The sequence below is a fragment of the Streptomyces sp. NPDC059917 genome (assembly GCF_042730635.1).
Classification (GTDB): Bacteria; Actinomycetota; Actinomycetes; order Streptomycetales; family Streptomycetaceae; genus Streptomyces.
The window spans coordinates 24,005-48,237 of sequence record NZ_JBHWLC010000031.1; the positions used below are offsets into that span (position 1 = coordinate 24,005).

Genomic DNA, 24,233 nt, shown 5'->3' on the forward strand with positions numbered 1-24,233 from the left:
GGGCACCGTGCCCGCGAGCCGCCGGCAACGATCCGGGACGTGCAGCGTGCTTATACCACGGTCGGGTACCGGGCCGGGGGGAGAACCGGGTGATTTCTGCTGTTCCCGTCCAGGGCGAGGGCGCAGGTCAGCAGGATGTACGGCATGAGGAAGGCAGCATGCCGCAAGGCCGGGGGAGCGTCGGGCGGGCGGGTCGGCCCGGTCTCGCCATCGTACGTGGGCCGGGTCCAGGTGCTGCTGGGACCGAACCCCGGATCCGATGCGGTCGTCCGTCGCATGGAACCTCGCGGTGGACGCCGCTCGTGGCGGCGGCGATGACCGTCGCCCCGGCCATCACGATGGCCCGGTCGCTGACCGAGCGGCTTCGCGATCACCTGTACGCGCGGATCGATCACCAGGGTCGGGCCCGGTCGGCCTGCGGCAGCCGTGTCCTGGAGTCCGTCCTGACGTGGCGGCTGCTGGAGGAGGACACCAGGCATCCCACCGCCCTGGCCGCCGTCCGCTCCTACCTGCGCGCCTCCGGCACCCGCAAGGATCTCACCCCGGTCGACCGGGCGCTGCTCGGTGTCCCCGGCGGCCAGGACCCGCTGGCAGGGTTCGATCACCACACCGCCGGCCACAAGCGTCTGCTCATGCGGGCGGTCCTGCACGCCGCCGGTGTGCGCGAGGCCAACACCCCGCCACCCGCCGTGCCCGCCACCGCAGACCTGCACACCTGGAAGCGGGCTGAACTGGCGGCCTGTCAGGTCGTCCTCGCCCAAACCGACGGCACCGCGGCGGACAGCGCCCGGCTCGACGCACTGGCCGAACTGGTGCGTCGGCCACGGATTTTCGAGGGTAATCACCTGCCCCACCTGCTGTTCCTGCACGCGCTGCAGCCCTACCCGGCCCACCGTGCGGCCGTGCGGCACGGGGTGGACCTGCTGGTGGCGACCCAGAGCGCCGACGGCGGATTCAGCGTGGCCGAGTCCTTCGACACCTGGGTGACCTCGATCGTGGCCACCGCGCTGACCGAGGCGGGCACCGGACGGGAAGCGCTGGCCCGCACCGCGACGTGGCTGGCGGAGCGTCAGGCCGCTGACGGCGGCTGGTCCTACACGCCGCAGGCGACCCAGACCGACATGGACACCACCTACACCGCGATGGTCTTCCTCGACGAGCACGATCCGGCCCGCCGCGCACCGCAGCTGGCGGCCGGGCACTCCTACGTGCGGGGTTTGCAGAACACCGACGGCGGGTGGCCCACCTACCGCCGGGGCGCCCCATCCGAGCCGGCCATGACCGGCGGCGCCCTGGCCGTCCTCGCCCAGTGCCCCGGGGAGAACGCCGATCGGATCGTGGCCGGCGCCCGGTGGCTCACCGCGGCTCAGAAGCCGGACGGTGCCTTCGAACGCGGGTGGAGCCTGGCGGAGGGCAACGCGATCTTCCGTGCCGTGCACGGCCTGCGCACCGCACGCGACCGGGTCCCGCTGCCCCCGTCCGTGGCCGACGCCATCGACCTCACCCTCGACCGGGCGGCCGGCCACCTGGAGCGTGCCCACAACCGCGACGGCGGCTGGGGGCACCGCGCCGGTAGCGCCAGCGACCCCGTCAGCACCGGCTACGCCCTGGCCGCCCTCGCGCTGCTGGACCGCACGCGCCCGGTGCCGTCGGCGCTCGCCTACCTGGCCGCGCACCAGCGCCCCGATGGCGGGTTCGACGCCCCCGCCGACACCGCCGCGCCCCGCCCCATCCCCGTCGACGTCCCCGTCCTCGCCCCGGCCTACGTCCTGCGCGGCCTGGCCCACTTCGGAAGGTGACACCCGATGCGCTACGCCGCTCGGATCTTCGACTTCGACGGCACGCTGGTCGACACCGGCGATCTCAACGTCGCCGCCGTGCACGCCGCGCTCAGCGAGCACGGACTCCCCGACGTCCCCCTGGCCTGGATGCGGACCGCGCCGCTCGCGGACCTGACCGCGCTGCGCCGGCGGCTGCGCACCGACCTGGAGGCCCGGCTGGAGTGCACCGACGCCGACGTGGTGCGCTCGGCCCGTGCCCACTGGCTGGCCAACGCCCACCGGGCGGTCCCGATCCCGCGGATGGTGGCCCTGGCCCGCGCCGCCGCGCGCAGGGGGCCCGTCGCGGTCGCCTCGGCCAACGACGGTGCCATCGTGCGTGCCGGACTCGCCGCCGCCCACCTCTCCGGCCTGGTCACCGTCGTCGTCGCCCGCGAGGACGTCACCCGCCTCAAGCCGGCCCCCGACGCCTTCCAGGCCGCCGCCCGCAGCTTGGACGTGCCCGCCGAGCGGTGCCTGGTCTACGAGAACACCGACGAGGGGGTCGCCGCGGCACGCGCGGCGGGCATGCACGTCGTGGACGTCCGCAACCTGGGGCACACTTCGGCTCCCTGTCCGGACACCATCGAGGGCGGCGGACACCTGGCCACCCACGCCGGCGGCGCCCGGCCCCTCAACCCCGACGATCACCAGGAGCGGTCATGACGACGGCAGGCAACCCGATCCCCACCGCCGCGGGAGCACGACCACTGGTGGGCCACCTCCCGCCCCTGATCCGCGATCCGCTGGGATTCCTGGCGTCGCTGCCGAAGCAGGGTGACGTGCTGCAGGTCCGGGTCGGCCCGACCAGCGTCGTCGTCCTGTGCGACCCGCACCTGATGCACGAAGTACTGCGCAACGACCGGATCTTCGACAAGGGCGGGCAGATGTTCGACCGCTACCGCGAATCCCTCGGCGACGGCCTCGGCACCTGCCCCCACAGCCGCCACCGCCGACAGCGCCGACTCGTGCAACCGGCCTTCCACCCCGACCGCATGCCCGGCTACACCGAGATCATCGCCACCCAGACCGCCACCCAGGTCTCCGCGTGGCGCGAGGGCCAGATCCTCGACGTGATGGCCGAGACCACCGCCCTGGCAGCCCGCAACGTGGCCGCGGCCCTGTTCTCCGACGCCCTCACCCCCACCGCACGCACCCAGATCGCCCAGGACCTGGCCACCATCATGGCCGGCATCTTCCGCAGAATGCTGACACCACCACTCCTGGACCGCCTGCCCACCCCCGGCACCCGCCGCTACTTCCAGGCCTGCACCCGCCTGCGCCGCACCATCGACGACACCCTCGCCCAACGCCGCGCCACCACCACCGGCAGCGACCACGGCGACCTGCTGTCGATGCTGCTGGCCGCACGCGACGACGATGGCCGCGGGCTGACCGACGCCGAGATCTCCGACCAGGCCGTGACGTTCCTGATGGGCGGAGCCGAAACCGTCGGCTGCACGCTCTCATGGGCGCTGCACACCCTCACCGCGAGCCCCGACCTCGAACAACGCCTCCACCAGGAAGTCGACACCGTCCTCGACGGCCGCCGACCCGAACACGCCGACCTCGCCAAGCTGGAGCTGACCCGCCAGGTGGTCGACGAGACGCTGCGCCGCTACCCGCCGGCCTGGATCGTCACCCGCAAGGTCACCACCGACACCGCGATCAGCGGACACCCCGTCAGCGCGGGCACCACCGTGGTCTACAGCCCCTACCTCATCCACCAGCGCCCCGACCTCCACCCCCTCCCCGGTCACTTCGACGCCGACCGCTGGACACCCGAGCGCGCCCAGCCGCCACGCCACGGCTTCATCCCCTTCGGCACCGGGCCACGCAAATGCATCGGCGAGCAGTTCGGACTCATCGAAGCCACGCTCGCCCTGGCCACCATCGCCAGCCACTGGCGCCTGACCCCGCCCCCCGGCACCGACCGCGTCCGCCCCAAACTCGTCGCCACCCTGATCCCCCGCGGCCTGCGACTCAAAGCAACCGCCCGCACGCGCTGATCCAAGGCCGCAACCCCAACAGTCAGCGACGACCAGACACCGGGCCCCGCTGCTCCCGACTCCGGTTCGGCGGTCGGCCGCCCCGTTCCGGCCACGGGGTACCGGCTGTTGCCGACGAGCTGGCGGGCGGTCAGCAGGTCGAGGCGGGGTTCGGCGCGGTAGTGGTCGGGTGGCTCCCAGCGCAGGATGTACGCCCCGCCGATCCCGCGGTGCTGGTCGGCGCCGCCCACGCCTCCTCCGGCCCCGTCGTTTCCCTCTCTACGTGGCGGGGACGCCGACCGTCGACCACGCCTTGAGGAGCGCCTGGATCTCATCGCCCTCGTCGTACAGCCTTCGGGTGGTCGCGCAGGTCAACCGGGCGAATTCCGCGAAGTCGGCGTCAGAGGCAAGCTCGCCGCCGGTCAGGGTGGCGTACCAGATCTCTCCGGCCCGCTCCCACGCGTGGCCGCCGAGGGTGGTGGCCAGCTGATAGAAGGCATGGTTGGGGATGCCGGAGTTGATGTGGACGCCGCCGTTGTCGCGGCTGGTCCGGACGTAGTTGTCCCTGGTGGCCGGCTGGGGGTCCTTGCCGATCCGGGGGTCGTCGTAGGCCGTGCCCGGGGCCTTGAGGGAGCGCAGCGCGGAGCCGCGGACGGCCGGGCCGAGCAGTCCGGCGCCGATGAGCCAGTCAGCCTGGTCCGCGGTCTGGCCGAGCGCGTACTGCTTGATCAGCGAGCCGAAGACGTCCGAGATCGACTCCCGGAGCGCGCCGGACTGCCCCGAGTACTCCAGGTCGGAGGAGTGCTGCATGACGCCGTGCGTCAGTGCGTGACCGATGACGTCCACCGGGACGGTGAAGTCGGCGAAGATGTCCCCCATCCCGTCACCGAGGACCACCTGCTGGCCGTTCCAGAACGCGTTGCCGTACTGGTCGCCGTAGTGGACTGTGGCCTCGAGCGGCAGCCCGCCGCCGTCGATCGACTCCCGGCCGTACACCTTGAGGTAGAACTCGTAGGCCGCCCCGAGCCCGGCGTGTGCGTAGTTGACCGCCTTGTCCTTGGAAGGCCGATCGCTCTCGGCATGCACCTTCGTACCGGGCATCGTGACCTTGTGCTGGGCGTCGAAGATGGTCCGGTCCGGCCTGCCGGAAAGGGTGCCGGCAGCGCGGAGCGACGATTCCCCAGGCTGGGTGCGCAGCACGGCGTCGCGTTCGAGGGTTCGCTTCGCAGGCTCGCGTACGGCGGGGTCATCGGACTGGGCCAGCTTGTCGAGGATGTACGGCGGGACAAGCGCGCAGAACGTAGCGGTGGTCTCCATGCCCGGCAACCTGACACAAAGTGATGCACCTGTCGCTCGACGCGACTGCGATGGCCAAAATCCGACGGCTTGTCGGTTCTCGACAGGGCAGGTCCGACACGGCATTCGGCGCCCGCAGCGAACAGGACGACCGGAGCGACGACGACCAGGAGCACGACGTCACCGACACCAGTCAGCTGACCCGCACCTCGGGATGCTGAACACGCCCCACCACACTGCATCCGGCCGGCCCCTCGCCGTCCGGCGGCCCCTCTCGCCACCGGTGCGCTGACAGAACCCTGCGCCACACTGACATCTACCGGCTCTGGCCCACATTCGATGAAGCGGTAACTGATCGTGCGTTTCAGCTGCCTTGGGGCCGGAAGCAGGTAGGAGCCGGATGGTCGCGATTGCGTAACCAGCCGGGTGTGAGCCCCGCCGCTCCGTGACGATCTGGGTCGACCGGATCTTTGATCGTCACAGAACAGCCTCGGGGTTCTTCGTGCTGCATGCTCCGCCTGCGGGCAACGATGTCTGCTGTGCTCGTGTGTTCGTCCCGGATCTGCAGGACGTACTCATTCAGAACGTCGACGACTTGGGCGACGCCGTCATGGTGACCGCGCGGACCACTGGCAAAGAGGCGGGTTGTCCCTCGTGCGGGGCGGTCTCCGCCCGGGTCCACAGCCGATACCGCCGCGTCCTGGACGGCTTGGCCGCGGGCGGACGGCCAGTCTCGATCAGTCTTGTGGTCCGTCGGTTCTTCTGCCGGGAAACGGCATGCTCACAGCGGATCTTCGCCGAGCAGGTAGCCGGGTTGACGACCCGGTACGCCCGCCGGACGACAGCGTTGCGCGAGTTACTGACCAGCGTGGCCATCGCTCTGGCCGGGCGGGCCGGGGCACGACTCACCTCGGTGGCCGGTGTCGCTACTGGGCGCTCGTCATTGCTGCGGATGCTCCGGTCGTTACCCGATCCCGAAGTCGGCGAGATCCGTCTGCTCGGCGTCGACGACTTTGCCAAACGCCGTGGGAACTCCTACGCCACGGTCCTGATCGATCTGGAGAGCCGCCGGCCCGTCGACATACTCGACGGACGGACCTCTGCTCACCTCGCGCTGTGGCTCAAGGCGCATCCCGGCATCGAGGTCATTTGCCGCGACCGTTCCGGCGGCTACGCCGACGGCGCCCGCGAAGGAGCGCCGGATGCGATCCAGTGCGCGGATCGCTGGCATCTGTGGAGCAATCTCGGTGACGCCCTGGAGAAGACCGTCCGCGCCCATCGTGCGCGCTTGGACGAGACCACGGAAGCCGACCAGGATCCTCCATTCCAAGGGGATACGGAGCCTCCCGCCGAGCGCCCCAAGACGCTCGATTCCGGCGGCAACGAGCGGTCCTTCGTGGAACGGACACGCACCCGCTACACCCGAATACAGCAGCTGAGGGCTCGCGGTGCGTCGTTGAACTCGATCTCCCGCGACCTGGGCCTGGCCTTCCGCACCGTTCAAAGGTTCGCCAACGCCGCCAGCGCGGACGAACTGCTTGCCCCTGTCCTCCACCGAGCCGGCAAGCTCGACAGGTTCAAGCCCTACCTGATCGACCGTTGGAACGAGGGCTGCACCAACGCTGTTCAACTTCACCAGGAACTCGCGGCCCGGGGTTGGACTGGCAGCATACGCACTGTTCAGGGCTATCTACGGCCGCTTCGAGGGCACACCACAGCAGCCGTTCCACCGTCCCTGCCACCATCACCTCGGCGCATTACTGGCTGGATGATGTCGCACCCCGACCGCTTGGACGCCAACGCCCGAATCCGGTTGAAGGAGGTTCTTGTCCGCTGCCCCGAACTCGACATTGCAGCCGGCTTCGTCCGTGGCTTCGCCACCATGATGACCAACCGCGAGGGACACCTGCTCGACGAGTGGATCGCCACCGTGACCGCCACTGATTCCCTTCCGCACCTGGCCAACTTCGCGAGCGGCCTACGCCGCGACCTCGCCGCGGTCACCGCCGGACTCACGTTGCCCCACAGCAGCGGACCCGTCGAAGGCACCGTCAACAAGATCAAATTCCTCAAGAGGCAGATGTTCGGCCGCGCCAACCTTGACCTACTCCGCATCCGGGTACTCCACCACCGGTGACTACACGCGACCTGTCGGGCGATGCAGGTTTATCAGTGCCCGGCGACACGGGTTTTGTCAGTGGCGAGCGCTCTGGGAACGCTGCCCCTCAGCCAGGCACTGGCTGGTTCGATACCAGTTGATCAATCCAGCCCTTGGTGGATATCTCAGGGCCCTAGCGTGGTGGGGATGCTGTCGCCGAGTTCCAAGGAGTGCTTGTGACCAGCAATGAAGCAGAGTCCGCCAAGGTTTCGCCCGACGCAGGAGCGAGGCGGGTTCAGCTGCAGATCACCTTGCCGCTGACGCCTGCCGCCGCTGACGCCCGCGATAAGTTGCTGGGGGCGATCGGCTCCGAAGCTCAGCGCGTTGCGGAGCAAACCCAGGGAAGTTCATCCACCGCACTCGTGGAACTCGCTCGCGCCTTCTCCATGGTGCGTGCCGCAGAGTTCCGCCTGGTTCGCATTAGCCCTACAGACGAAGAAGATTTCCGCCAAACAGACGGCTTCCTCTCGTTTGTTCCAGGCGACTACCCGATCGGGAGCCCGATCACCCAGACCATCGACGTCCCGATCTCCTCGGACGGCTATCTCGAAGCTCCTGAGAACTTCACAGTGCGTTAGCAGAAGTCCGTCAGTCGGCGTGCATCTTGACGGCGGCTTCGTTCGTCGTACGCGGCCAGCGTGCGGTAGAGGGTGGAGCGGCCGACGCCGAGATGCTTGGGCGACTGCGCGCATGTCGCGGTCGGCGGGCGGCCGCCGTGGGCCGACCCCGGCCTCGGCGGCCCGTACGCCCTGCGCCGAGTCGCCCCGCCCACTTCACCCTCACCCACGGCTGGACGTCCTCACCGACGATCAGATGAATGCGATCCACACGCCGCGACCTGGCGGAACCCCAACCGCACACACCGCCGGCCCTCCAGCCCGACGTCCTGAGCGACCTCGATGCCACCGTCCTCTACCAGGCCCGGCACGACATCTCCGTGCCCGCCGACCAGGACGGCCCGTGGGCTCACGCCGTCGCCGGACTCATCGACGCTGGACTCCTTACCGTCACCACCAACGGTGACACCGTCCTGGCTGATGACCTCCGGTACAGCCTCCGCGGCATCGACACCGACGACGTCAATCCCTACTGACACACCTAATGTCGCCGACCACTGACACTTCCTGCCGTCGGCCACCGGCATTCGTCCGTCGCCCGACCCGAACACTCATCGTCACCGCTTCATCGAATGTGGGCCAGAGCCCATCTACCCTGCGCACAACACCTCGGGCAGTCCCGGCCGCCCCCCCTGTACGCCGTTGAGAGAAGAAGCGCGCGCGAAGGAAGGCGCTGCTTCACGAAGTTGAGGCGGGTGTGACGCGTGAGGCGAGATGAGCAGCACCTGGGACCCCGGCGCGGGGATCAGTAGCCGACGTCGAGGTAGTCGATGTCGGTGAACTCGACAACGAGGTCGCCCGCGCGGCGGCCGCTGTCCTTGAAATACGCCTCCTGCAGCGCTTCGGCCGCGATCCGCTGGAGCACGGCCTCCGATGCTCCCGCTTCCTGGGCGGCGAGCAGGCGCCCCGCGTACTCGGGCGGGACGTGCTGGGTGATCCGCCGCATCCGCCCGTCGTCAGTCGTGCCCGGAGCCGCGGTGAAACCGAACCGGGCGCGGGTCTCGATGACGAGGCCGGTGCGCTTGGCCGCCTGTTCGCGGGCGCGCTTCTTGACCAGGGGCTGCCAGCGGCGGGTCACCTCGGCGGCCAGGCGTTCGGCGAGTTCGGGTCGCGGGGTTTTGATCTGGTCCTTCACGTACCGCTCGACAGTCCGCTGCGCAATGTTCAGGAGCGCGGCGACGGCCTTGGTCGAGCCTTTGTGCTGCTTGACGAGGTAGCGGATCTGGGCTCCGGCGGACTTGGGGATGGGGCGGGTTCCCTGAGCTGCAGCGGCCCGGTCCAGGCTGTCCCCGACGATCCCCACCGCTGTGCCCCCCCCCGTTGTGTCGGTGAGTTCTCACGATAGCGGCCGACGCATTCGGACCCAGTCGCGTAGCGAGGCCTCTGCCACGACGAACGGTCACTGGCCTTGAAGTCGTCTTGTCGTAGGGGCTGACGAACGGTCATCGTCGCGGTATGCCGGAGGTGTGAGGTACTGCAGGGCGGTGGTTTGACCCCCAGCACGCGCGAGCGGCTTCGGTCGCCATGTGAGCCAAGAACCGGCGTGGGGAGTCCTCCGGCCATCACTGCCGGATCCAGGGCGCCTTCAGGTAGGCCCTTCAGGGGCGGGAAGCCCCCTCTCCGGATCCTGCAGGATGCCGCCGCCGTCTCGCGGCCAGCGATGCGGGTCACGGATCGCGACCCCAACGTAGGCGCGGCCAGGCGCATCGTCCCAGGTCGGGTCTAGGGCCGTCCGTCGGGTCGAACACATTCTCGGAACTAAGTTGAGAAACCGCTCGTCGGGCTCGTAGCGAATCTGACAGACTTCCAGCCATGTCAAATCTTATCATCGCGGATCTCCGAGCGATCGCCCGCGGATTGCCTGAGGAGATTGGGGAATGGCCGAGCATCCCCTGCCCTACTTGCTGGCGCGGAAACTTGACTCCCGATGGCGATACCTTCGCCCGCGAGGAATCCGAGACGAGTAAGCGGTGGCGGTCGGAGAGTTGGGATGACTGGGAGCCCGACTGGGAGCATGGTGGATTCCACGGCATACTTCGCTGCGGGAAGACCTCCTGCGACGCAGTGCGGGTCGTGGGCGAAATGAGAGTCGTCGCCGACCACGACGAGGACGGCATGTGGGACGGGAACAGCTGGGAGGTCGAATTCAATCCCAAGTTCTTCTATCCCGCGCTTCCGCTCCTGCAGATCCATCAAGGAGTTCCCCAGGAAGTCCTGGGTCGAGTTTCTGCAGCGTCAGCCGTGCTCTGGGCCGACCCGAGCTCTGCAGCCAATCGTCTTCGATCCGCCGTGGAAGCGCTGATGGATGACCAGGGCATCGTCAGGAAGGGCTTCGGGAGGAAGGGGGCTTTCGATTACAAACTTCACCAGAGAATCGAAAGACTTGCGACCGCCAAGCCTGCCTACTCTGATGCATCCAAAATGATCCTTGCCGTCAAATGGGTTGGAAATGTGGGTAGCCATGAAGACGCCCTGAAGATTACCGACATCCTTGACGGGGTTGCGATTCTTGATGCCGCTCTCACGGAGATCTATGACACGAGCAAGGAAGATCTGAAAAAATTGGCAGCAGAAATCACGGCACGAAAAGGTGTGCCAATCTCCCGATATAACTGAGGGGCGCCCTAGGTTGCTCGGCCTGCAATCTGGCCGAACGATGGCATTCCCAGTTGGATTGCCTTCCCATCTTGCGAGAGCTGAGCATCCAGTTGGCCGAGTTTCTGTTCTGCGCCTGCCAGGCTGACCTTGAGCCCTTCCCTGCGGCGCGCGTCGTCGTCTCCCGCCCGGACTCGCGGGGCCGGCACCGCGTCGACTGCGACGGCATAGCCCTCGGCCGCGCCTGCGGTCAGGCCGACGTCCGGGAGTTCCTTTGCCGGATAGGGCTTGACGATGATCTCGATCTCGCGCGCGAGGACCTGATCACGTGGCGCGGCGGCGTACTCTGCCCGCTGCTCGGCACGCTCAAGGCGATGCCGGTAGTCGCTCATGATCTGGTCGCGGCCGCCCTCGGCGCTCCGACGAGCCAACACTTACGAGGCGCCCACAACGAAGGGCCCCCGCGTCGTCCGACGTGGGGCCCTTCGCGGTCGAGGTCAGCGGGGCGCGATCTTCCGGAGAACCCGCGTCGCGCGGTCCGCGACGCACACCGAACCGTCGGCGCAGATCACCGTGCGGGTACCCCCGTGGCGCCACCGCAGATCAGCGATCGGCACGAGCTGACCGCCTACCTGCACGTGATCGCCCACCCGCAGCTCATGAGGCAGGCAATCCAGCCCGATCATGCCCGGGGGGCACTGCACCACGGGTGGCGTCGGCGCGGTTCTCCTCGCCGGGGTGCACATCTCTGTGCGCGCGATCCACTCCCGGCCCGTGCGGTCCGCGAGCCGCAGCACCCGGGGCGAGGGGTACAACTGGACCACCTCCCCCACCGCCCCGCGGTCACCGTCCACCGCCCGGGCCCTGACCGGGTAGCGGGGGGGGTCACCGGTGCCCACCCGTCGCGCACCGCCGCATCAGCACCTGCATGTCCGTGACCAGCGTGCCCCGCAGCGGCCCGACGCTTCCTCGCGCTGCTAGACGCCGGCAATCTCCGCTCGGTCGAACCGCGGCTTCGGATTCGGGCGAGGGCGGGCCCGCAGCCAGGGGGTGATCCACTCCGGTTGTGTCCGCCCGGCCCCGGGTCAGCCCTGGACGCGGGCAGGCGAGGCGAGCTTGAGGACCTGCTCGATGTGCGGGCGCACCGCTGCGGCCGGGAGGAGCGGTGCGAGGAGCGGTGCGGTGTCCCACCGCACGCCGTATGACGGGGGCATGGCCACCCACGCCTCGCGGCCCGCGCGCACCTGCACCCCGGGGTGCTCGGCGAGCAGGGCGCCGGTGCCTTCCTGGACGAGGAGCGTCGCGGTGTCGTGTGCGGCGGTCAGGCACGGGACGTGCAGCCCGGCCCCGTCCAGGCGCAGCATGGCGCTCATGCCGATGGCGTGAGCGAGGATCACGGCGTCGAAGCCGGTGCAGCACACGATTACCCCCGCTCCGGGGGCCGCTGCGAACGCGCGGGCCGCAGCGCGGCCCTTCAACGGGGTTGCGTCGCCTGTGGGGTGGGCGCCCGGGGTGGTGCAGGGCGGTGCCGCGGGGATGTCCAGGCAAGTGCAGCCGGCGCCCGGGCGGTGGCGGTAGCCGAGCGCGACGGGCCAGCCGAGCCGCTGGTAGGTGCTCACGCACTCGATGGTGTCGCGACCGTGCAGACTGACCAGGAGGTCGTCCATGTCGCCGTCGCCCCCTGGGCCCGCCGGGGCATCGTAGGTAGTGGTCACCACACGAGCCTCCCGCCCCATGCGAAGGGCGACCCACAGGAATCCTGTGGGCTGCCCAACTGGCATATGCGCCCTGATGTCAGGACACCAGCTCCATCCCGCGCACCAGCCCCGACAGGGCCGCGGCCTGCGACGGAACGCCCCGGCGGACGAGGTCGCCGACCAGCTCCCGGGCCATGGGGTGCGCGTGGACGTAGTGCGGGGCGCGCTGCGCCGCCGCCCTCAGGATCACCACCGCCTCGCCCGAGCGGTTCATCCGGTGCATGGCGCGCGCCTCATCGATCCGGTAGTGCGTGATGCGCTCCCGACTCGGCATCGCGCTCACGTCGACGTCGCCGACGAACGACAGGCCGGTATTGGGGGCATTGGCTTCGACGCCTGCTTCGGTCGTGTGCACCAGGACGTTCGCCCGGGAGAAAACGGTCTGCCACCGGAGATCGTGATGGCCATCCGGGAGGCGCTCGGAAACCTCCACCGCGCGGGTCGCCTGGCTCCAGGCGCCCTCCGCGTCGCCGGCGCGGGCGCAGGCGACGACCTGACGCAGCACCAGCGCGCCTTCCAGCACGAGGGCGTCGGTGTCCCCCGTCGCCGAGATCGGCTCCAGATCGCGCAGGGCGGCGTCCGCGACCACCTGCGTCTCCCGGGACGAGCCCTGGTGGAGCAGGGCGCCGCACCGGTCCCAGGCGACGGCGGCCTTGACGATCGGGTCGTCGAGCTGGGTCGCGGCACCGGCCGCGACCTCCGCCGCCACCCACGCCAGATCGGGCAGACCGGTCTGGTTGAGTGTCTGGCGGGCGTTGCGGGCGGCATCCACGAGAAGGCGCAAGGCCTCGTCCCACTCGGCGGTGCCGCGCTCATGCATCAGGATCGTTGTGTTCAGGTCCTCCAGCAGGGCAGTCAGCAACCCGGCGACCGCGGGGAGGTTCGCGCCCTGGCGGTGCCGGTTGGTCGCCGCCGCCTGGTCCCGGATTCCCTGGACGTGGGCGGCTGGCCCGGACGGCACGAGACCGGGGTGGCCGGAGAGGATCAGCGAGGACCGGCGCAGCGCGGCACGGAGTGCTGGCACGTGCGGGACCGCCGAGCCCTGTTCGCGGCGCAGCCGGTAGGGCTGTCCGAGCAGCCAGACGACGTCGACCTCGCAGACCGTGGCCACGGCCGTGATCAGGAAGTACCGGTCCAGTGGGAGGCGGCCGGCCTCGACGTCCTCTGCCCAGCGTTCGGAGCGGCCCACCAGACCGGCCATCTCCGCCTGCGTCAGGCCTGCCGCGATCCGGGCCACGCGCACGCGCGCACCGATGCCGGTGTCGGGGGAATGGGTCATGAGCGGCACCTCTCCGTTCTGGACTCCTCACCCGGACGGTACTCCCCACGGGCGACCTGCGGATATGCCAACTGCCCAACAGGGAAGGCCTCTACGCCCGCCAGCCGTCTGAGCCCCTGCCAGTGACGGTCGGGGAACCTGCACGACGAGGCGTTGCGGGATGCCCCGCACGGTAAATCCGCTGGCACGGAGTGCAGCGGACCGAGCTCCCAGCCCCAGGTCCGCCGGCCTAGCCTCGAATTCGGGCCACTTCTCGGGCCGCCGACCACCGCACATACGGGATTTGCCGCCGAGCGACCCGGCCGCGCCGCAGCCGACGCCCACATGGCGACCGTCGCCGATTCGCGCACAGGGGCGGTGGTGTCGAGCCCGACGAGGAGTCCAGCCCAGAACTCAGAAGTTGAGGTATCGCTCAAGCCTCAAAGGTTCCTGCTGGCCTTGCATATGGACATCTGCCGTCATCATGAACTCGCCCCATGCCGACACCCTCAGTTCAAACCCTGTCGCCCGGTCCGTGGCGACACGATCCGGCTCGGGGAAGGTCGGATGCAGGTGGTAAACAACTTTGGTGACTCGATCGAGATCGCCGTCATCGTCCCCTTCGAGGAAGACGCGGATTTGGTGGTAGCGGTAGTTTCCCCGGTCCAGCGAGCTGTCTCGACGCGCGACGTGGGCCACGTGGATCCTGGGAACTGCCTTGGCGCTCGTGGATTCCGACGGTGCCACGATGGTCGGCGGAGTCAGCCTGCCCGCATCTCTTGGGTCGAGAGCCGACCGCAGCTGTTGGAGACGGTCGTAGACCTGCCGCGCCGATTGGGGGCGCTGTGCGGGATCGCGTCGCAAAAGCTCGGCGACGAGTTCGGTCACTTCGGGCAGCAGGTCAGGGCGGAGCGTGTCGAGGCGCGGGGCGTCTTCCTCAGCTTTGCGCCGGATGACCGCGAGCCAGTTGTGGCCGGTGAAGGGAGGTCGACCGGCAAGTAAGACGAACAGCACTCCACCGAGTGCATACAGGTCAGAGCGTTCATCCCCGCGCTCGGAGAGGAACTGTTCCGGCGCACCGTACTCCACGGTTCCGGCCGGTTGCAGCTGGGAGGAGCGCGCCACGGAGAACGCGGTCTGGACGAATCCCGCGATCCCGAAGTCGACGACCTTGACCTGCCCGTCCGGGGTGATCATGATGTTGTGGGGCTTGATGTCGTAGTGAATGACCTGGGCCCGGTGCGCGGCGATTAGCGCCGCGCAAATCTCGCTGCCCATCTCCAGAGCGCGGGCCAGGGTCATGGAGCTCTCGGCATGGAGGTGTTCGGTGAGAGTCGTACCATCGACCTTCTCCATGACCAGGAAGAGGATGTCCAGGTGGACGCCCCGGTCGTAGAGAGCAGCCACGTTCGGGTGGTTGATCTGCGCGGCGGCTACCGCCTCACGTTCGAACCGCTGAGGCAGGTCCGGGTGGACAGCGCCGCCGAGGTCGAGCAGCTTGAGCGCGACGTCACGGTGGAGGCTACGGTCCCGCGCAGCCCATACCTCGCCCATCCCGCCCCGCCCAAGCTTCTTGACCAGCTCGTATCGACCCGCGATCAGTTCGCCTGGCTTCACTGCCCACCCCCGCTGGTTCCTGGAAATGCCAAGGGTACGGCGGCGGCAACGCCGATATCAGCGAGTCTACTTGGCATGCTCGGTTCAGCAGCAACGTTTCATCAGAGGCGCTTCCAGAGGTGGACCAACACCCCCATGGGTCAGGAAGCCGTCAGCTCCAGCCACCGGAGGGTGACGGCTCTCCGGGACGCGTGGCTAGCGCTCCCGCCGCTTGACGCCGGACCGGGCCCTGCCGTCGGCCCGTACGGTGCGGTCGCCGAGAAGGCACAGGCTCTGGTGGCTTCCGCCGTCCAGTCCGCCCGCTTCAACCCTGCCGATGTACAAGCCCTGCAGGCCTTGGCCCAGGCAGCCGAGAGCCACTCCGCCCGCCTCGCCCTCACCCTGCCCCCCGGGTCGCCGCAGCCGTCCCAGTGGGTGGCCGCACCCGCGCCACGAGTCGCCGCCCCCGCTCCGGCCGCGGCCCGCACACCCCAAGCCTCGGCATAGCCGCCCGCGGGTGCCGGCACCCGCGGCGACGGGCACGGCCGCGGCTACATCGCGGAGCGCAGCATCCCGGCCGTCCGGGCCATGACGGCCTTCGCCGACTCGTCCGTGGCGGTCCGGGCGGCCTCCTCCAGCAGCAGCGCGGCCGCCTGGAGCAGGCCGACGTGTACAGGTACGGTCTCCAGCCCGGTCAGCGCCGCCATGGCCTGGTCCGTGGCGCTCTGCGGGATAAGGGTGCTGACGCCGCGGCCGACAGGTCGCTGGGACTGCGCAGGTGTACTCACCGGGCCATTCTCGCTGGCCTCAGCAGTAACCTCGCCCGCGGCCTTCCCCGAGGGTCGGCGCTTCGAGGTGTCGAGGTGCGGCCCCCGTCGCGGCCCTGCTGGCCAAGGCCGCACCCGGTATGGCCGAACGTACCCCGACGTCCGCCCGCCCGCGGCCCGGATGCTCAGCCGACGAGCCCAGCAGGGTGCCCGGCCCGCAGTACGGGCACGCTGCCGTGCCCTCGGCGAGCATCCGGCGGACCTGCTCCCGGTCGGCCGGCTTGCCGCTGCCGCCCATGGCGCAGCCCCCCACATGCACGCGGTGCACGCGCGGCCCGCCCGCGGTCCGGATCATCTCCACCGTCCACTCCGGCGGCACCGGAGGCGGCCGCCGAGCCTGGAGCTCGGCAAGCTCCGCTTCGAGTGCGGCGATCGTCTGCTCCGCCTGCCGCTGCTGCCAGACCAACCACGCCGCCACGGCCCGCCAGCGCTCCAGCCGCGCCTCCACCTCACCCACGCCCACCACCCGCCTCCGGTTCGGTCACCACGACCCGCCCGTCGACCAGCCTCACCACGACCTGCGGCTCACCTCCCGGCGCGACCTGAGCGGCCTGCCACAGCCGGGTGCGCCCCATCCGGCTCGGGTCACCGTCCACCCAGTGCGGGTGATCCCCGATCCGGCAGGAGAGCCGGAACAGCTCCGCCCTCAGCTCCGCCGCCGAGCCCTCGCCCCTCCTGCGGGCAAGCCGGTTGTAGACCCCGATCCAGTCCTGCTGGAGGGCGATCAGGTCCTGGGGGAAGCGGTCGGCGGGTCTCGGACCGCCCGGGTCGGCGCTCACGCCGCAGTGCCCCAGCCGCGGGCGCGCGCCCGACGGCGCAGCTCGACCCACGCCGCCGGTGAGCGGCCCGGCGCCGCCCAGTAGGGGTGGGCGTAGAGCTGGAGGGACAGCTTGATCAGGCGCCGCCGGAGCACGGTGGTGCTCGCCCCGGCCGGCGCGTCATAGGTCAGAAGCCATTCGGCCTGGATCATCACCAGGCTGTCGGGGAAGCGGAGCCACGTCATCCACCTAGTGGAACACGTGTTCGAATTCTGAGGCGAGCGGAGCGCGACCTGTCGACCGCGGACGTGTGACCGGTGTCCTGTGACAACGAAGGTTGATCTTTGTCATCGATGGTTGATGATCAGTGGGTTCGTCACAGCACCTACCGGTGGCCCGCCCGTGGACGGCGTTCTCAGACGAGTTCGGAGAATCGGTCGGAGGGACCGCCGGGGAGGCGAAGTTGGCGACGTAGAGCGCGAAGCCAGCCGAGGCGGCCATCCAGATGGCCAGCGCCAGGAGGCTGCCCGGCGTCAGCCACTTGAATCCGCGGCCCTTCGTGTTCGGGGCGCCCCAGTAGAGGATCGCGATCATGAAGGTGACGAGGAGGACCAGGACCGGCTACTTCGCGATCGACCAAGCAGTCAGGGCAGTGTCCCCGATCCCCGGGGCCGTTCCCGCCTGCCGGGCCAGGGAGCCCGAGAAGACGACGATCAGCGCACTGGCACACGCCACAACCATCAGCGTGACGGTGAGGGCCAGCCGCAGCGGGAGGACCTTCCACACGGGGCGGCCCTCGGGCATGTCATAGACGGCGTTCGAGCTGCGGATGAACGCCACGATGTAGCCGGACGCCGACCACAGGGCGAGGACCAGGCCGAGGATCGCCAGCAGCGATCCGACCCCGGAGCGCCCCTGGAGCTGCTGCACCGCGTCGCCGACCACGTCCCGCGCCGAGCCGGGAGCGAGCTTCTGCAGGTTGTCCAGGACCTGCTTGGTGGCGGACTCCCCCGCGATGCCGAGCAAGGACACGAGCACGAGCAGGGCAGGGAAGAGAGCCAGGGCCCAGTCGACGCCGGCGGCGGTGTGGATCGCTGAGCAGGCCGAACGACCAGCCGCGGATGCCGACCGTAGCCGCGAGCGTGGCGCCCACCGCCGTTGCCAGCAGGTACTGGGTGCAGGCGCGCGCGGACCGGAGCAGGTCATCACGCTCTCGCCCCGGTGCCGCCACGGCGCGCCGCCCGTAGCGATACCCGCGTCCAGCGAAGTAGCCGTTTCCAGCGTCACGTCGTCCCCGCCGAGCGCGTCGATGACGGTGCCGACCGCCCGGCCCGTGGGGCGTTGCTGCATATCGTTGGCGGCATGGATGTGTTCGACGAGTTGTTGCGGGGCGTGCGGGGCAAGGGGGCGGTGTTCGGGCGTTCGGTGTTGTGGCCACCCTGGTCGTTGCGGTTCACCGACGGGCCCTACCTGACGCTGCTCCTGCCGATGCGCGGCGCGGGGTGGATCGTGCCGGAGCACGGAGAGCCCCGGCGCGTCGCGGTCGGCGAGGCCGCGATCGTCCGGGGGCCGGCGCCGTTCTCCTTCACCGACGACCCGGCAGACACCACGGGGACGGGACGGGACGCCGACGTGCAGGAAGTCCGCTGGGGCGAGGAACCGGCGGAGCCGGAGCGGGAGTTCGGCGGCCCGACGGTCCTGCTCGCGGCCGCCTACGACGTACGGGCCCAGGTGCCGCAGCGGTTGCTGCGCACGCTTCCGCCGGTGCTGGTGGTGGCCGACGACGCGGACTGCACGCCGCTGCGCGACTACCTGGAGACGCAGATCGGGATCGGCGGGCCGGGGCGCCAGATCGTTCTCGACCGGCTGCTGGACTGGCTGTTGGTGTGCACGCTACGGGACTGGTTCGACCGGCCCGAGGCGCGGCCACCGGGGTGGTACGCCGCGCTCGGCGACGAGGTGGTCGGCCCGGCACTGCGTGCGATCCACGCGGATCCGGCGCACTCCTGGTCGACGGCGGAGCTGGCGGCGCGGGCAGGAGTGTCGAGGACGACCCTGGCGAAACGGTTCACCGAGCTGGTCGGCGACGGGCCGGTGGCGTATCTCACCGAGTGGCGGATGACGCTCGCCGCCGATCTGCTGAGCAGTACCGAGCTCACGGTGGCGGCGGTGGCCCGGCGGGTCGGCTACGCGGACGCCTTCGGCTTCGGCGCCGCCTTCAAGCGCCTGCGGGGCGTGAGCCCCGGCGCCTACCGCCGAGAGGCGGCCCTGGAACCGGACCGGGCCGCTCCGGCGGGCTGACCCGACGGGGCCGGACCCGGATGGGCATACGCCGCACCGGGTCCGTACGTCCGCCCATCCCCCGGCCTCAGGACCAGGCGCCCGCGGCCGCCGCGGCGCGGGCGAACTCGGCGACGTCGCGCGGCGGGCGCCCGAGCGCCCGGCGGACGCCGTCCGTGAGCGGAGCCTCCCGGCTCGTCCGGATCGGCTCCATCGCCTCCGTCCAAACCGCGGCCTCCTCCTCGGGCACGCCCTGCGCCACGAGTCGGGCCCGGTAGGCCGACGGTTCGACAGGAACGTAGGCGGCGCGCACCGTGCTGGCCTCAGCGATCTCGCCCAGCACGTCGGCGACGCTCAGCGCACGGGGGCCGGACAGCTCGTAGACCTCTCCGTGGTGGCCGTCCTCAGTGAGGGCTGCGACGGCGACCTCCGCGATGTCGTCGGCGTCGATGAAGGCCGCGGTCCCGTCCGCTGTGGGCAGGGCCAGTTCACCGGCTCGCACCCCGTCGCGGAAGACGCCCTCGCTGAAGTTCTGGGCGAACCACCCTGGACGCAGGATCGTCCAGGAGACCCCGGAGGACCGGACGGCCGCCTCGCTCTCCCGGTGCGGGGCGCCGACCGCCGCGGAGAGGTAACCGGGGGTGTCGGCGCCGCGGGCCGAGAGCAGCACCAGTCGGCGCACGCCGCTCGCGACGGCCCGCTCGACGAAGGCGGGCGTCGGGGACGGGGAGCCCTCGGGCCCGACGACGTAGACGGCGTCTGCTCCGTCGAGGGCCGGCTGCCAGGTGTCGGGGTCCGACCAGTCGAAAGGCGTGTCGCCGGAGCGGGAGGCCACGCGGGGCTCCACGCCCGACTCGCGCAGGAGGGCGACGACCCTGCGGCCGGTCTTGCCGGTGCCGCCGAGTACCAGGACGGTGGCCGGGGCGATCGTTGTGTCGGTGCGGGAGTTGTCGGTGCGGGGGCTGTCGGTGCGGGGGCTGTCGGTGTATGTCATGCGTCGAGCCTCACAGGACGGGCCACCGGCTGCCATGGGTGATCGTCCGCAGGACATGTTCGAGCGTCCGCTCGCGCAGGCGCTCCCGCCGACTACGCAGGTCGCCTGCAAGAACGGTTGTTGGTGGGTTTCAGGTTCTGGCACAGATCTTGGGGAGTCGTCGCGGAGCGTTACCCCGTTGTTCGATTGCGGAGAATCGGGTTCGTGTGAGACGGCGTACGCCTTGTCGTCCAGCGTTCAACGTTCGGAATTGACGCTCCCTCAGGTCTCTACCACCCGCTGCTGCGGCCAGTTGTGGCCGGTGATGGTGCTGGTCATGACGATCGATGCACCGTTTTGGGATTCGCTGGTGTTCGACGGAATCGACGATGTGGATGTCGAGGCGGTCACTGCCGCGTTCGGCACGGTCGAGGTGGCGGCGAGAGGCCGCGGCCGGCGCTGCATGTTTGGACTGCGGCCTTTTCTCGGACCGGGTCCATGACCACTACCAGCGCAGACTGAAGGACCTTCCGCTCGCTGAGCAGGGCTTTGTGATCCTGCTGACGGTCCGGCGTTGCATCTGCGGGTCGGCGGACTGCCCGCGCCGGACGTTCGCCGAGCCGTTCTCGCGGCTGGCTGTCCCGCACGCACGGTTCACCACGCGGCTCAACCACGCCCTGGAGCGAGTGGAGCTCGCGCTGGCCGGGCGGGCTGGGGCCCGGCCGGCCTCTCAGCTGGGATTCGGGTCCGGCCGGATGACCTTCTTACGGAGGGTCATGGCATTGCCCGATCCGCAGTTTGGTACTCCGCGCGTCCTGGGCGTGGACGACTTCACGATCCGCCGGGGCCAGACCTACTCCACCGTCTCGACCAGCGTCGAAGACCATCGCGTGGTCGCCGTGATCCCGACCCGCGAAGCCGGGCCGCCGGCCGCCTGGCTGACTCGCCACCCCGGCTGGAGATCATCTGCCGGGACCGGCGGCGCCTACGCCGAGGGAGCACGACGCGGTGCCCCAGACACTCTGCAGGTCGCCGACCGGTTCCACCTAGGGCAGGGCCTCGGCCGAGCCGTGGAAACCTGCGGCGCCGCGCACCGCGACTGCCTGCGCAATCCTTCGCCCGGCAGCATGCAGCCGGAGGCCACCGGAGGGGCTTCCGGTCGGCCGCAGGACGACCCGGCGCCCATCGGCCGACGCGCCGAGCGCAAAAGGGCCGCGCACGCCCTGGTCCACGAGCTCCTTGCCCAAGGTCACTCGCGCCGGGCGATAGCCCGGCACCTGGGCTGGGCTCTCAACACCGTGCTCCGGTACGCGAACGCCGCACGCTGGCAGGACACCATTCGCGAGAACCGGCCCCGACCCAGCAGGCTGGACCCCTACAAGCCCCACCTGGAGCGCCGCTTCGCCGAGGGATGCACCAGCGTCACCCACCTCCACAGCGAACTCGTTGCCGACAACGCGCCCGTCATCTATCAGATGGTCCGCAGCCACGTCGCCACCCTCCGCGGGGCTCCGGCCGACGCTCCGCCCCGGCCGCCGACGGTGCGGCGGGTGACCGGCTGGATCAGCCGTCACCCCACGGCCCTGACCGAGGAGGACCGGGCCGGCCTGAAGGATGTCTTGGCCCGCTGCACCGCACTGGACACGGCAGCCGGACATGTCCGCGACTTCGGCGAGATGCTCACCGACCGCCTTGGCTCCACACTTCCCACCTGGATCGACGCGGTCGATGCCAGCCAGTTACTCGGCCTCACTGGCTTCGCACTACACCTGCTCCGAGATCTCGACGTCGTGACGCCTGGGCTCACCGTGGACTGGGGCTCCGGCAGCATCGAGGGCGCCGTGAACCGCATCAAGAAGATCAAGAGGCTGCTCTACGGGCGAGCCGGGTTCGAACTGCTCCGTAAAATGATCTTGGTCCAGTAGCTTCTCGCGCTGGTGTTGTTCCGTCGCAGGCGGCACGGGGTCAGAGTTCGGTCGTCCAAATCCCGGCAGGGTGCTCACGAGGTGGCAGCCACAGCTGAGGCTGTGACTCCCGGTGCCTCACCTCAGCCTGCTCGTCCCAGTGAAAGCGGTCATGCGCGTCGGGCCAGGCAACTTGCAGCACAGGGAAAGGAGGCCGCCGGTAGAACCCGATGGACCGGCCACCACCGCCGCGATCTCCCCTGCCCCAAGCCCGGCGAAGGAGAAGTAGAGGCGGCCTGATGGGGATATTTGGTTTTCCTCACTTGTCGCTCTGGGCGTCCTCTTCGACGGCGACAACATTGGCAAGTGGCGGCGGCAGCAGGAGGAGGAGCCGGGGCCTCGGCGCAGCTGTCGGCCGGGCAGCAGGCACGGCAGACGGCAGACAGCCCTGGGCTTCACCGCTGCTGCACCCCCGGCTCCCGTCCCCGCGGCAGCGCGCACGGGGAAGGGGGTGGCCAGGGCCGAGCAGGCATTCCAGCGCGGCCTGACAGCGCTTGCGCAGTGGCTCGAGAGGAAAAGGCAGCGGCCCGTTCCTCGCGGGCACACCGAATGGATCACCCCCGACGGTGTGGCCGAGGCGGTGTCGGTGCGGCTCGGTGTGTGGGTCTCCAACACCCGGGCCCGCCGCGACAAGCTCACCCAGGAGCAGCCCGCCGCCCTGGGCGTGACAGGCGGACCGGCTCGTCGTTGAGCGGGGAAGTCAGCGAGAGGGAGGCCTCGGGGCGTCGTGACCCCAGGGGTCTTCGTCTTGCCTCCCGGCGCCGGGCATCCAGGTGCTGGCGATCTGCTGGAGCCGGGGCCTGACCAAGGGCCGGCGCCCTTTCGGCCGCGGGCCAGGGCTCGGCGGATGGTCGCACCCGCCGCTGCGGGAGAGTTACGGGTGTACTGCTGCGCGTGCGGGCATCTCGGTGTTGTAATCGCGCAGGGCACGGCAAGCGGAATCGCGCAGCGTGGAGGAGGGCCTGGTGGACGCGTTACAGCCGAGTGATCCGCGGCAGGTGGGGCGCTACCGGATAGCCGGGCGCCTGGGCGCCGGTGGGATGGGCCAGGTCTTTCTGGGGCAGTCGCCCAGTGGGCGGCTCGTGGCGGTGAAGGTGGTGCGGCCCGAGCTCGCGCAGGATCCCGGATTCCGCCGCCGGTTCGCCCGCGAAGTGGCCGCCGCCCGCAAAGTCACCGGCTTCTTCACGGCCGCTTTGGTCGATGCCGAACCTGACAGCCCGAGCCCTTGGCTTGCCACAGCCTACGTGCCCGGAATGGCCCTGGACGAGGCTATTGCTGCGCACGGCCCCTGGCCGGTGGAGTCTGTACGCGTCCTCGGCGCGGGACTCGCCGAGGCGCTGGAGGCCATTCACGCGGCCGGCTTGGTCCACCGGGACCTCAAGCCCTCGAACGTCCTGATCGCGCCGGACGGCCCTCGGGTAGTCGACTTCGGGATCTCCGTGGCTCTCGAGGACACCGCGCTCACCCGCACCGGCATGATCGTGGGCACCCCTGGCTTCATGGCACCCGAACAGCTCACGGGCAAGCCCGTGACACCGGCCACCGACGTGTTCGCCCTCGGAGCCGTGCTGACGCATGCGGCCACCGGCATCGGGCCCTTCGGCACAGGCTCCGCGCAGATGCTCAACTTCCGGATCGCGTACGAGGAACCAGACCTCGGCCGCCTGCCGTCGCATGGCCTGGAGATCATTGCCCGCTGCCTGGCCAAGGACCCAGAACTCCGCCCGTCCGTGACCGCGCTCATCGAGGAACTGGCCGTGGTCCGGACCGAGAGTGAGCCGCTGACCGATGCGGCCGCTCCGGCCGGAAACGGCATCTGGATACCAGCGCCCCTCGCCGACGCGCTGCCCACCGCCACCGCTGTGCTCACCTCGGTGCCATCGACGGTCCCTCCCCAGCCGGCGCCCGAGCCGGCCACACCGACAGCGACACCAGTTGCCTCGCCCTGGTCGTACCGCCTGGCCACCGCCCCCTTCTGGGCGGCAATCGTGACACTGGCGCTCGCCATGCTCCTGCCCCCCTACGAATGGGCGGATGCATCCCTGGCAATGACGGATGACGCCGGAGCCTGGCTGCTCCTTGCGCCTGCCATGCTCGGCATCTGCAGCTCTGTGACGGCGGTCGTCGTCACGCGCCGTGCACCAGGGCTTGCCTGGCGGCGCTGGGCCCAGGCCTTGCACATCGTCGTGGCCGTCATCAGTACCGCGGTGTGCTTCTACGGCCTGCGCAACGGGATGTCCCAGGGGGGCCTCGGGGTCGTGGGATCCGGCGGGTACGTGTACGCCGCCGCGTGCACGATGCTGATCTACGGCGCGCTCCGGTTCCCCTCGCCAAAGTCTCACCCGTAGC

The 24,233-nt window shown here is 70.0% G+C and carries 25 protein-coding genes and 1 pseudogene; 13 read left to right on the top strand and 13 right to left on the bottom strand.

What is annotated here, in order from left to right:
- Nucleotides 1-314 precede the first annotated feature (314 nt).
- From ACFWAR_RS19465 to ACFWAR_RS19475, 3 genes are read left to right on the top strand one after another with little or no spacing between them, the layout of a single operon-like run.
- The gene (locus ACFWAR_RS19465; protein ID WP_385778700.1) at nucleotides 315-1,799 is read left to right on the top strand and encodes a prenyltransferase/squalene oxidase repeat-containing protein; all 1,485 of its coding nucleotides are present in this window, start codon (nucleotides 315-317) and stop codon (nucleotides 1,797-1,799) included.
- A 6-nt stretch (nucleotides 1,800-1,805) separates the two neighbouring features.
- Nucleotides 1,806-2,483 carry an HAD family hydrolase gene (locus ACFWAR_RS19470; protein ID WP_385778702.1) on the top strand — a complete coding sequence of 226 codons (678 nt, stop codon included), beginning with the start codon at nucleotides 1,806-1,808 and terminating at the stop codon, nucleotides 2,481-2,483.
- Complete coding sequence (locus ACFWAR_RS19475; RefSeq protein WP_385778704.1) at nucleotides 2,480-3,826, top strand: cytochrome P450; 1,347 nt, start codon at nucleotides 2,480-2,482, stop codon at nucleotides 3,824-3,826. Before ACFWAR_RS19470 ends, ACFWAR_RS19475 begins: the two co-directional genes overlap by 4 nt.
- 258 nt (nucleotides 3,827-4,084) lie before the next feature.
- Here ACFWAR_RS19475 and ACFWAR_RS19480 read toward each other — a convergent pair whose 3' ends face one another.
- Nucleotides 4,085-5,122 carry a M4 family metallopeptidase gene (locus ACFWAR_RS19480; protein ID WP_385778706.1) on the bottom strand — a complete coding sequence of 346 codons (1,038 nt, stop codon included), beginning with the start codon at nucleotides 5,120-5,122 and terminating at the stop codon, nucleotides 4,085-4,087.
- 20 nt (nucleotides 5,123-5,142) lie between these two features.
- On the opposite strand from ACFWAR_RS19480, the gene ACFWAR_RS19485 reads away from it, so the two are divergent.
- From ACFWAR_RS19485 to ACFWAR_RS19500, 4 genes are all read left to right on the top strand, one after another.
- Nucleotides 5,143-5,322: a hypothetical protein gene (locus ACFWAR_RS19485; protein ID WP_385778708.1), complete on the top strand. Its 180-nt coding sequence runs from the start codon at nucleotides 5,143-5,145 to the stop codon at nucleotides 5,320-5,322.
- Between the two features lie 224 nt (nucleotides 5,323-5,546).
- A complete protein-coding gene (locus ACFWAR_RS19490) occupies nucleotides 5,547-7,238 on the top strand; it encodes an ISL3 family transposase (protein WP_385778710.1) in 1,692 nt (563 codons plus the stop codon).
- 197 nt (nucleotides 7,239-7,435) lie between these two features.
- Nucleotides 7,436-7,837 (top strand): hypothetical protein, encoded by a 402-nt coding sequence (locus ACFWAR_RS19495; protein WP_385778712.1) that lies wholly within the window; start codon nucleotides 7,436-7,438, stop codon nucleotides 7,835-7,837.
- Nucleotides 7,838-8,076: 239 nt separating this feature from the next.
- On the top strand, nucleotides 8,077-8,352 hold the full coding sequence (locus ACFWAR_RS19500) for a hypothetical protein (protein ID WP_385778714.1): 276 nt from the start codon (nucleotides 8,077-8,079) through the stop codon (nucleotides 8,350-8,352).
- Between the two features lie 269 nt (nucleotides 8,353-8,621).
- On the opposite strand, the gene tpg is transcribed toward ACFWAR_RS19500, so the two are convergent.
- Nucleotides 8,622-9,179 carry a telomere-protecting terminal protein Tpg gene (tpg, locus tag ACFWAR_RS19505; RefSeq protein WP_385778716.1) on the bottom strand — a complete coding sequence of 186 codons (558 nt, stop codon included), beginning with the start codon at nucleotides 9,177-9,179 and terminating at the stop codon, nucleotides 8,622-8,624.
- A gap of 509 nt (nucleotides 9,180-9,688) precedes the next feature.
- Between tpg and ACFWAR_RS19510 the strand changes: the two genes are divergently transcribed.
- The gene (locus ACFWAR_RS19510) at nucleotides 9,689-10,492 is read left to right on the top strand and encodes a DUF4145 domain-containing protein (RefSeq protein WP_385778718.1); all 804 of its coding nucleotides are present in this window, start codon (nucleotides 9,689-9,691) and stop codon (nucleotides 10,490-10,492) included.
- 8 nt (nucleotides 10,493-10,500) lie between these two features.
- Here ACFWAR_RS19510 and ACFWAR_RS19515 read toward each other — a convergent pair whose 3' ends face one another.
- From ACFWAR_RS19515 to ACFWAR_RS19555, 9 genes and pseudogenes are all read right to left on the bottom strand, one after another.
- Nucleotides 10,501-10,863: a hypothetical protein gene (locus ACFWAR_RS19515; RefSeq protein WP_385778720.1), complete on the bottom strand. Its 363-nt coding sequence runs from the start codon at nucleotides 10,861-10,863 to the stop codon at nucleotides 10,501-10,503.
- Nucleotides 10,864-11,556: 693 nt separating this feature from the next.
- The gene (locus ACFWAR_RS19520) at nucleotides 11,557-12,186 is read right to left on the bottom strand and encodes a hypothetical protein (protein ID WP_385778722.1); all 630 of its coding nucleotides are present in this window, start codon (nucleotides 12,184-12,186) and stop codon (nucleotides 11,557-11,559) included.
- A 79-nt stretch (nucleotides 12,187-12,265) separates the two neighbouring features.
- Nucleotides 12,266-13,507, bottom strand: coding sequence for a helix-turn-helix domain-containing protein (locus ACFWAR_RS19525; protein ID WP_385778724.1), 1,242 nt, complete (start codon nucleotides 13,505-13,507; stop codon nucleotides 12,266-12,268).
- A gap of 393 nt (nucleotides 13,508-13,900) precedes the next feature.
- On the bottom strand, nucleotides 13,901-15,103 hold the full coding sequence (locus ACFWAR_RS19530; RefSeq protein ID WP_385778726.1) for a protein kinase: 1,203 nt from the start codon (nucleotides 15,101-15,103) through the stop codon (nucleotides 13,901-13,903).
- Nucleotides 15,104-15,633: 530 nt separating this feature from the next.
- The gene (locus ACFWAR_RS19535) at nucleotides 15,634-15,870 is read right to left on the bottom strand and encodes a hypothetical protein (RefSeq protein ID WP_385778728.1); all 237 of its coding nucleotides are present in this window, start codon (nucleotides 15,868-15,870) and stop codon (nucleotides 15,634-15,636) included.
- Nucleotides 15,871-15,889: 19 nt separating this feature from the next.
- On the bottom strand, nucleotides 15,890-16,366 hold the full coding sequence (locus tag ACFWAR_RS19540; RefSeq protein ID WP_385778730.1) for a DUF6233 domain-containing protein: 477 nt from the start codon (nucleotides 16,364-16,366) through the stop codon (nucleotides 15,890-15,892).
- Nucleotides 16,359-16,688, bottom strand: coding sequence for a hypothetical protein (locus ACFWAR_RS19545; RefSeq protein ID WP_385778732.1), 330 nt, complete (start codon nucleotides 16,686-16,688; stop codon nucleotides 16,359-16,361). The genes ACFWAR_RS19540 and ACFWAR_RS19545 overlap by 8 nt, the downstream gene beginning before the upstream one ends.
- The gene (locus ACFWAR_RS19550) at nucleotides 16,685-16,912 is read right to left on the bottom strand and encodes a hypothetical protein (RefSeq protein WP_385778734.1); all 228 of its coding nucleotides are present in this window, start codon (nucleotides 16,910-16,912) and stop codon (nucleotides 16,685-16,687) included. The genes ACFWAR_RS19545 and ACFWAR_RS19550 overlap by 4 nt, the downstream gene beginning before the upstream one ends.
- Before the next feature lie 208 nt (nucleotides 16,913-17,120).
- Nucleotides 17,121-17,873 (bottom strand): annotated as a pseudogene (locus ACFWAR_RS19555) (YihY/virulence factor BrkB family protein); the annotation flags it as partial.
- Between the two features lie 156 nt (nucleotides 17,874-18,029).
- Between ACFWAR_RS19555 and ACFWAR_RS19560 the strand changes: the two are divergent.
- Nucleotides 18,030-18,968 (top strand): AraC family transcriptional regulator, encoded by a 939-nt coding sequence (locus tag ACFWAR_RS19560; protein ID WP_385778736.1) that lies wholly within the window; start codon nucleotides 18,030-18,032, stop codon nucleotides 18,966-18,968.
- Between the two features lie 67 nt (nucleotides 18,969-19,035).
- On the opposite strand, the gene ACFWAR_RS19565 is transcribed toward ACFWAR_RS19560, so the two are convergent.
- The gene (locus tag ACFWAR_RS19565) at nucleotides 19,036-19,941 is read right to left on the bottom strand and encodes an NAD(P)H-binding protein (RefSeq protein WP_385778738.1); all 906 of its coding nucleotides are present in this window, start codon (nucleotides 19,939-19,941) and stop codon (nucleotides 19,036-19,038) included.
- A 316-nt stretch (nucleotides 19,942-20,257) separates the two neighbouring features.
- Between ACFWAR_RS19565 and ACFWAR_RS19570 the strand changes: the two genes are divergently transcribed.
- Both ACFWAR_RS19570 and ACFWAR_RS19575 read left to right on the top strand, forming a co-directional pair.
- Complete coding sequence (locus tag ACFWAR_RS19570) at nucleotides 20,258-20,422, top strand: hypothetical protein (protein ID WP_385778740.1); 165 nt, start codon at nucleotides 20,258-20,260, stop codon at nucleotides 20,420-20,422.
- A gap of 49 nt (nucleotides 20,423-20,471) precedes the next feature.
- Nucleotides 20,472-21,845 (top strand): transposase, encoded by a 1,374-nt coding sequence (locus ACFWAR_RS19575; RefSeq protein ID WP_385778822.1) that lies wholly within the window; start codon nucleotides 20,472-20,474, stop codon nucleotides 21,843-21,845.
- A 40-nt stretch (nucleotides 21,846-21,885) separates the two neighbouring features.
- On the opposite strand, the gene ACFWAR_RS19580 is transcribed toward ACFWAR_RS19575, so the two are convergent.
- The gene (locus ACFWAR_RS19580; RefSeq protein WP_385778824.1) at nucleotides 21,886-22,131 is read right to left on the bottom strand and encodes a DUF4262 domain-containing protein; all 246 of its coding nucleotides are present in this window, start codon (nucleotides 22,129-22,131) and stop codon (nucleotides 21,886-21,888) included.
- Between the two features lie 204 nt (nucleotides 22,132-22,335).
- On the opposite strand from ACFWAR_RS19580, the gene ACFWAR_RS19585 reads away from it, so the two are divergent.
- Both ACFWAR_RS19585 and ACFWAR_RS19590 read left to right on the top strand, forming a co-directional pair.
- The gene (locus ACFWAR_RS19585; RefSeq protein WP_385778742.1) at nucleotides 22,336-22,575 is read left to right on the top strand and encodes a helicase associated domain-containing protein; all 240 of its coding nucleotides are present in this window, start codon (nucleotides 22,336-22,338) and stop codon (nucleotides 22,573-22,575) included.
- A 274-nt stretch (nucleotides 22,576-22,849) separates the two neighbouring features.
- The gene (locus ACFWAR_RS19590; RefSeq protein ID WP_385778744.1) at nucleotides 22,850-24,232 is read left to right on the top strand and encodes a protein kinase; all 1,383 of its coding nucleotides are present in this window, start codon (nucleotides 22,850-22,852) and stop codon (nucleotides 24,230-24,232) included.
- The last annotated feature ends 1 nt before the right edge of the window (nucleotide 24,233 follow it).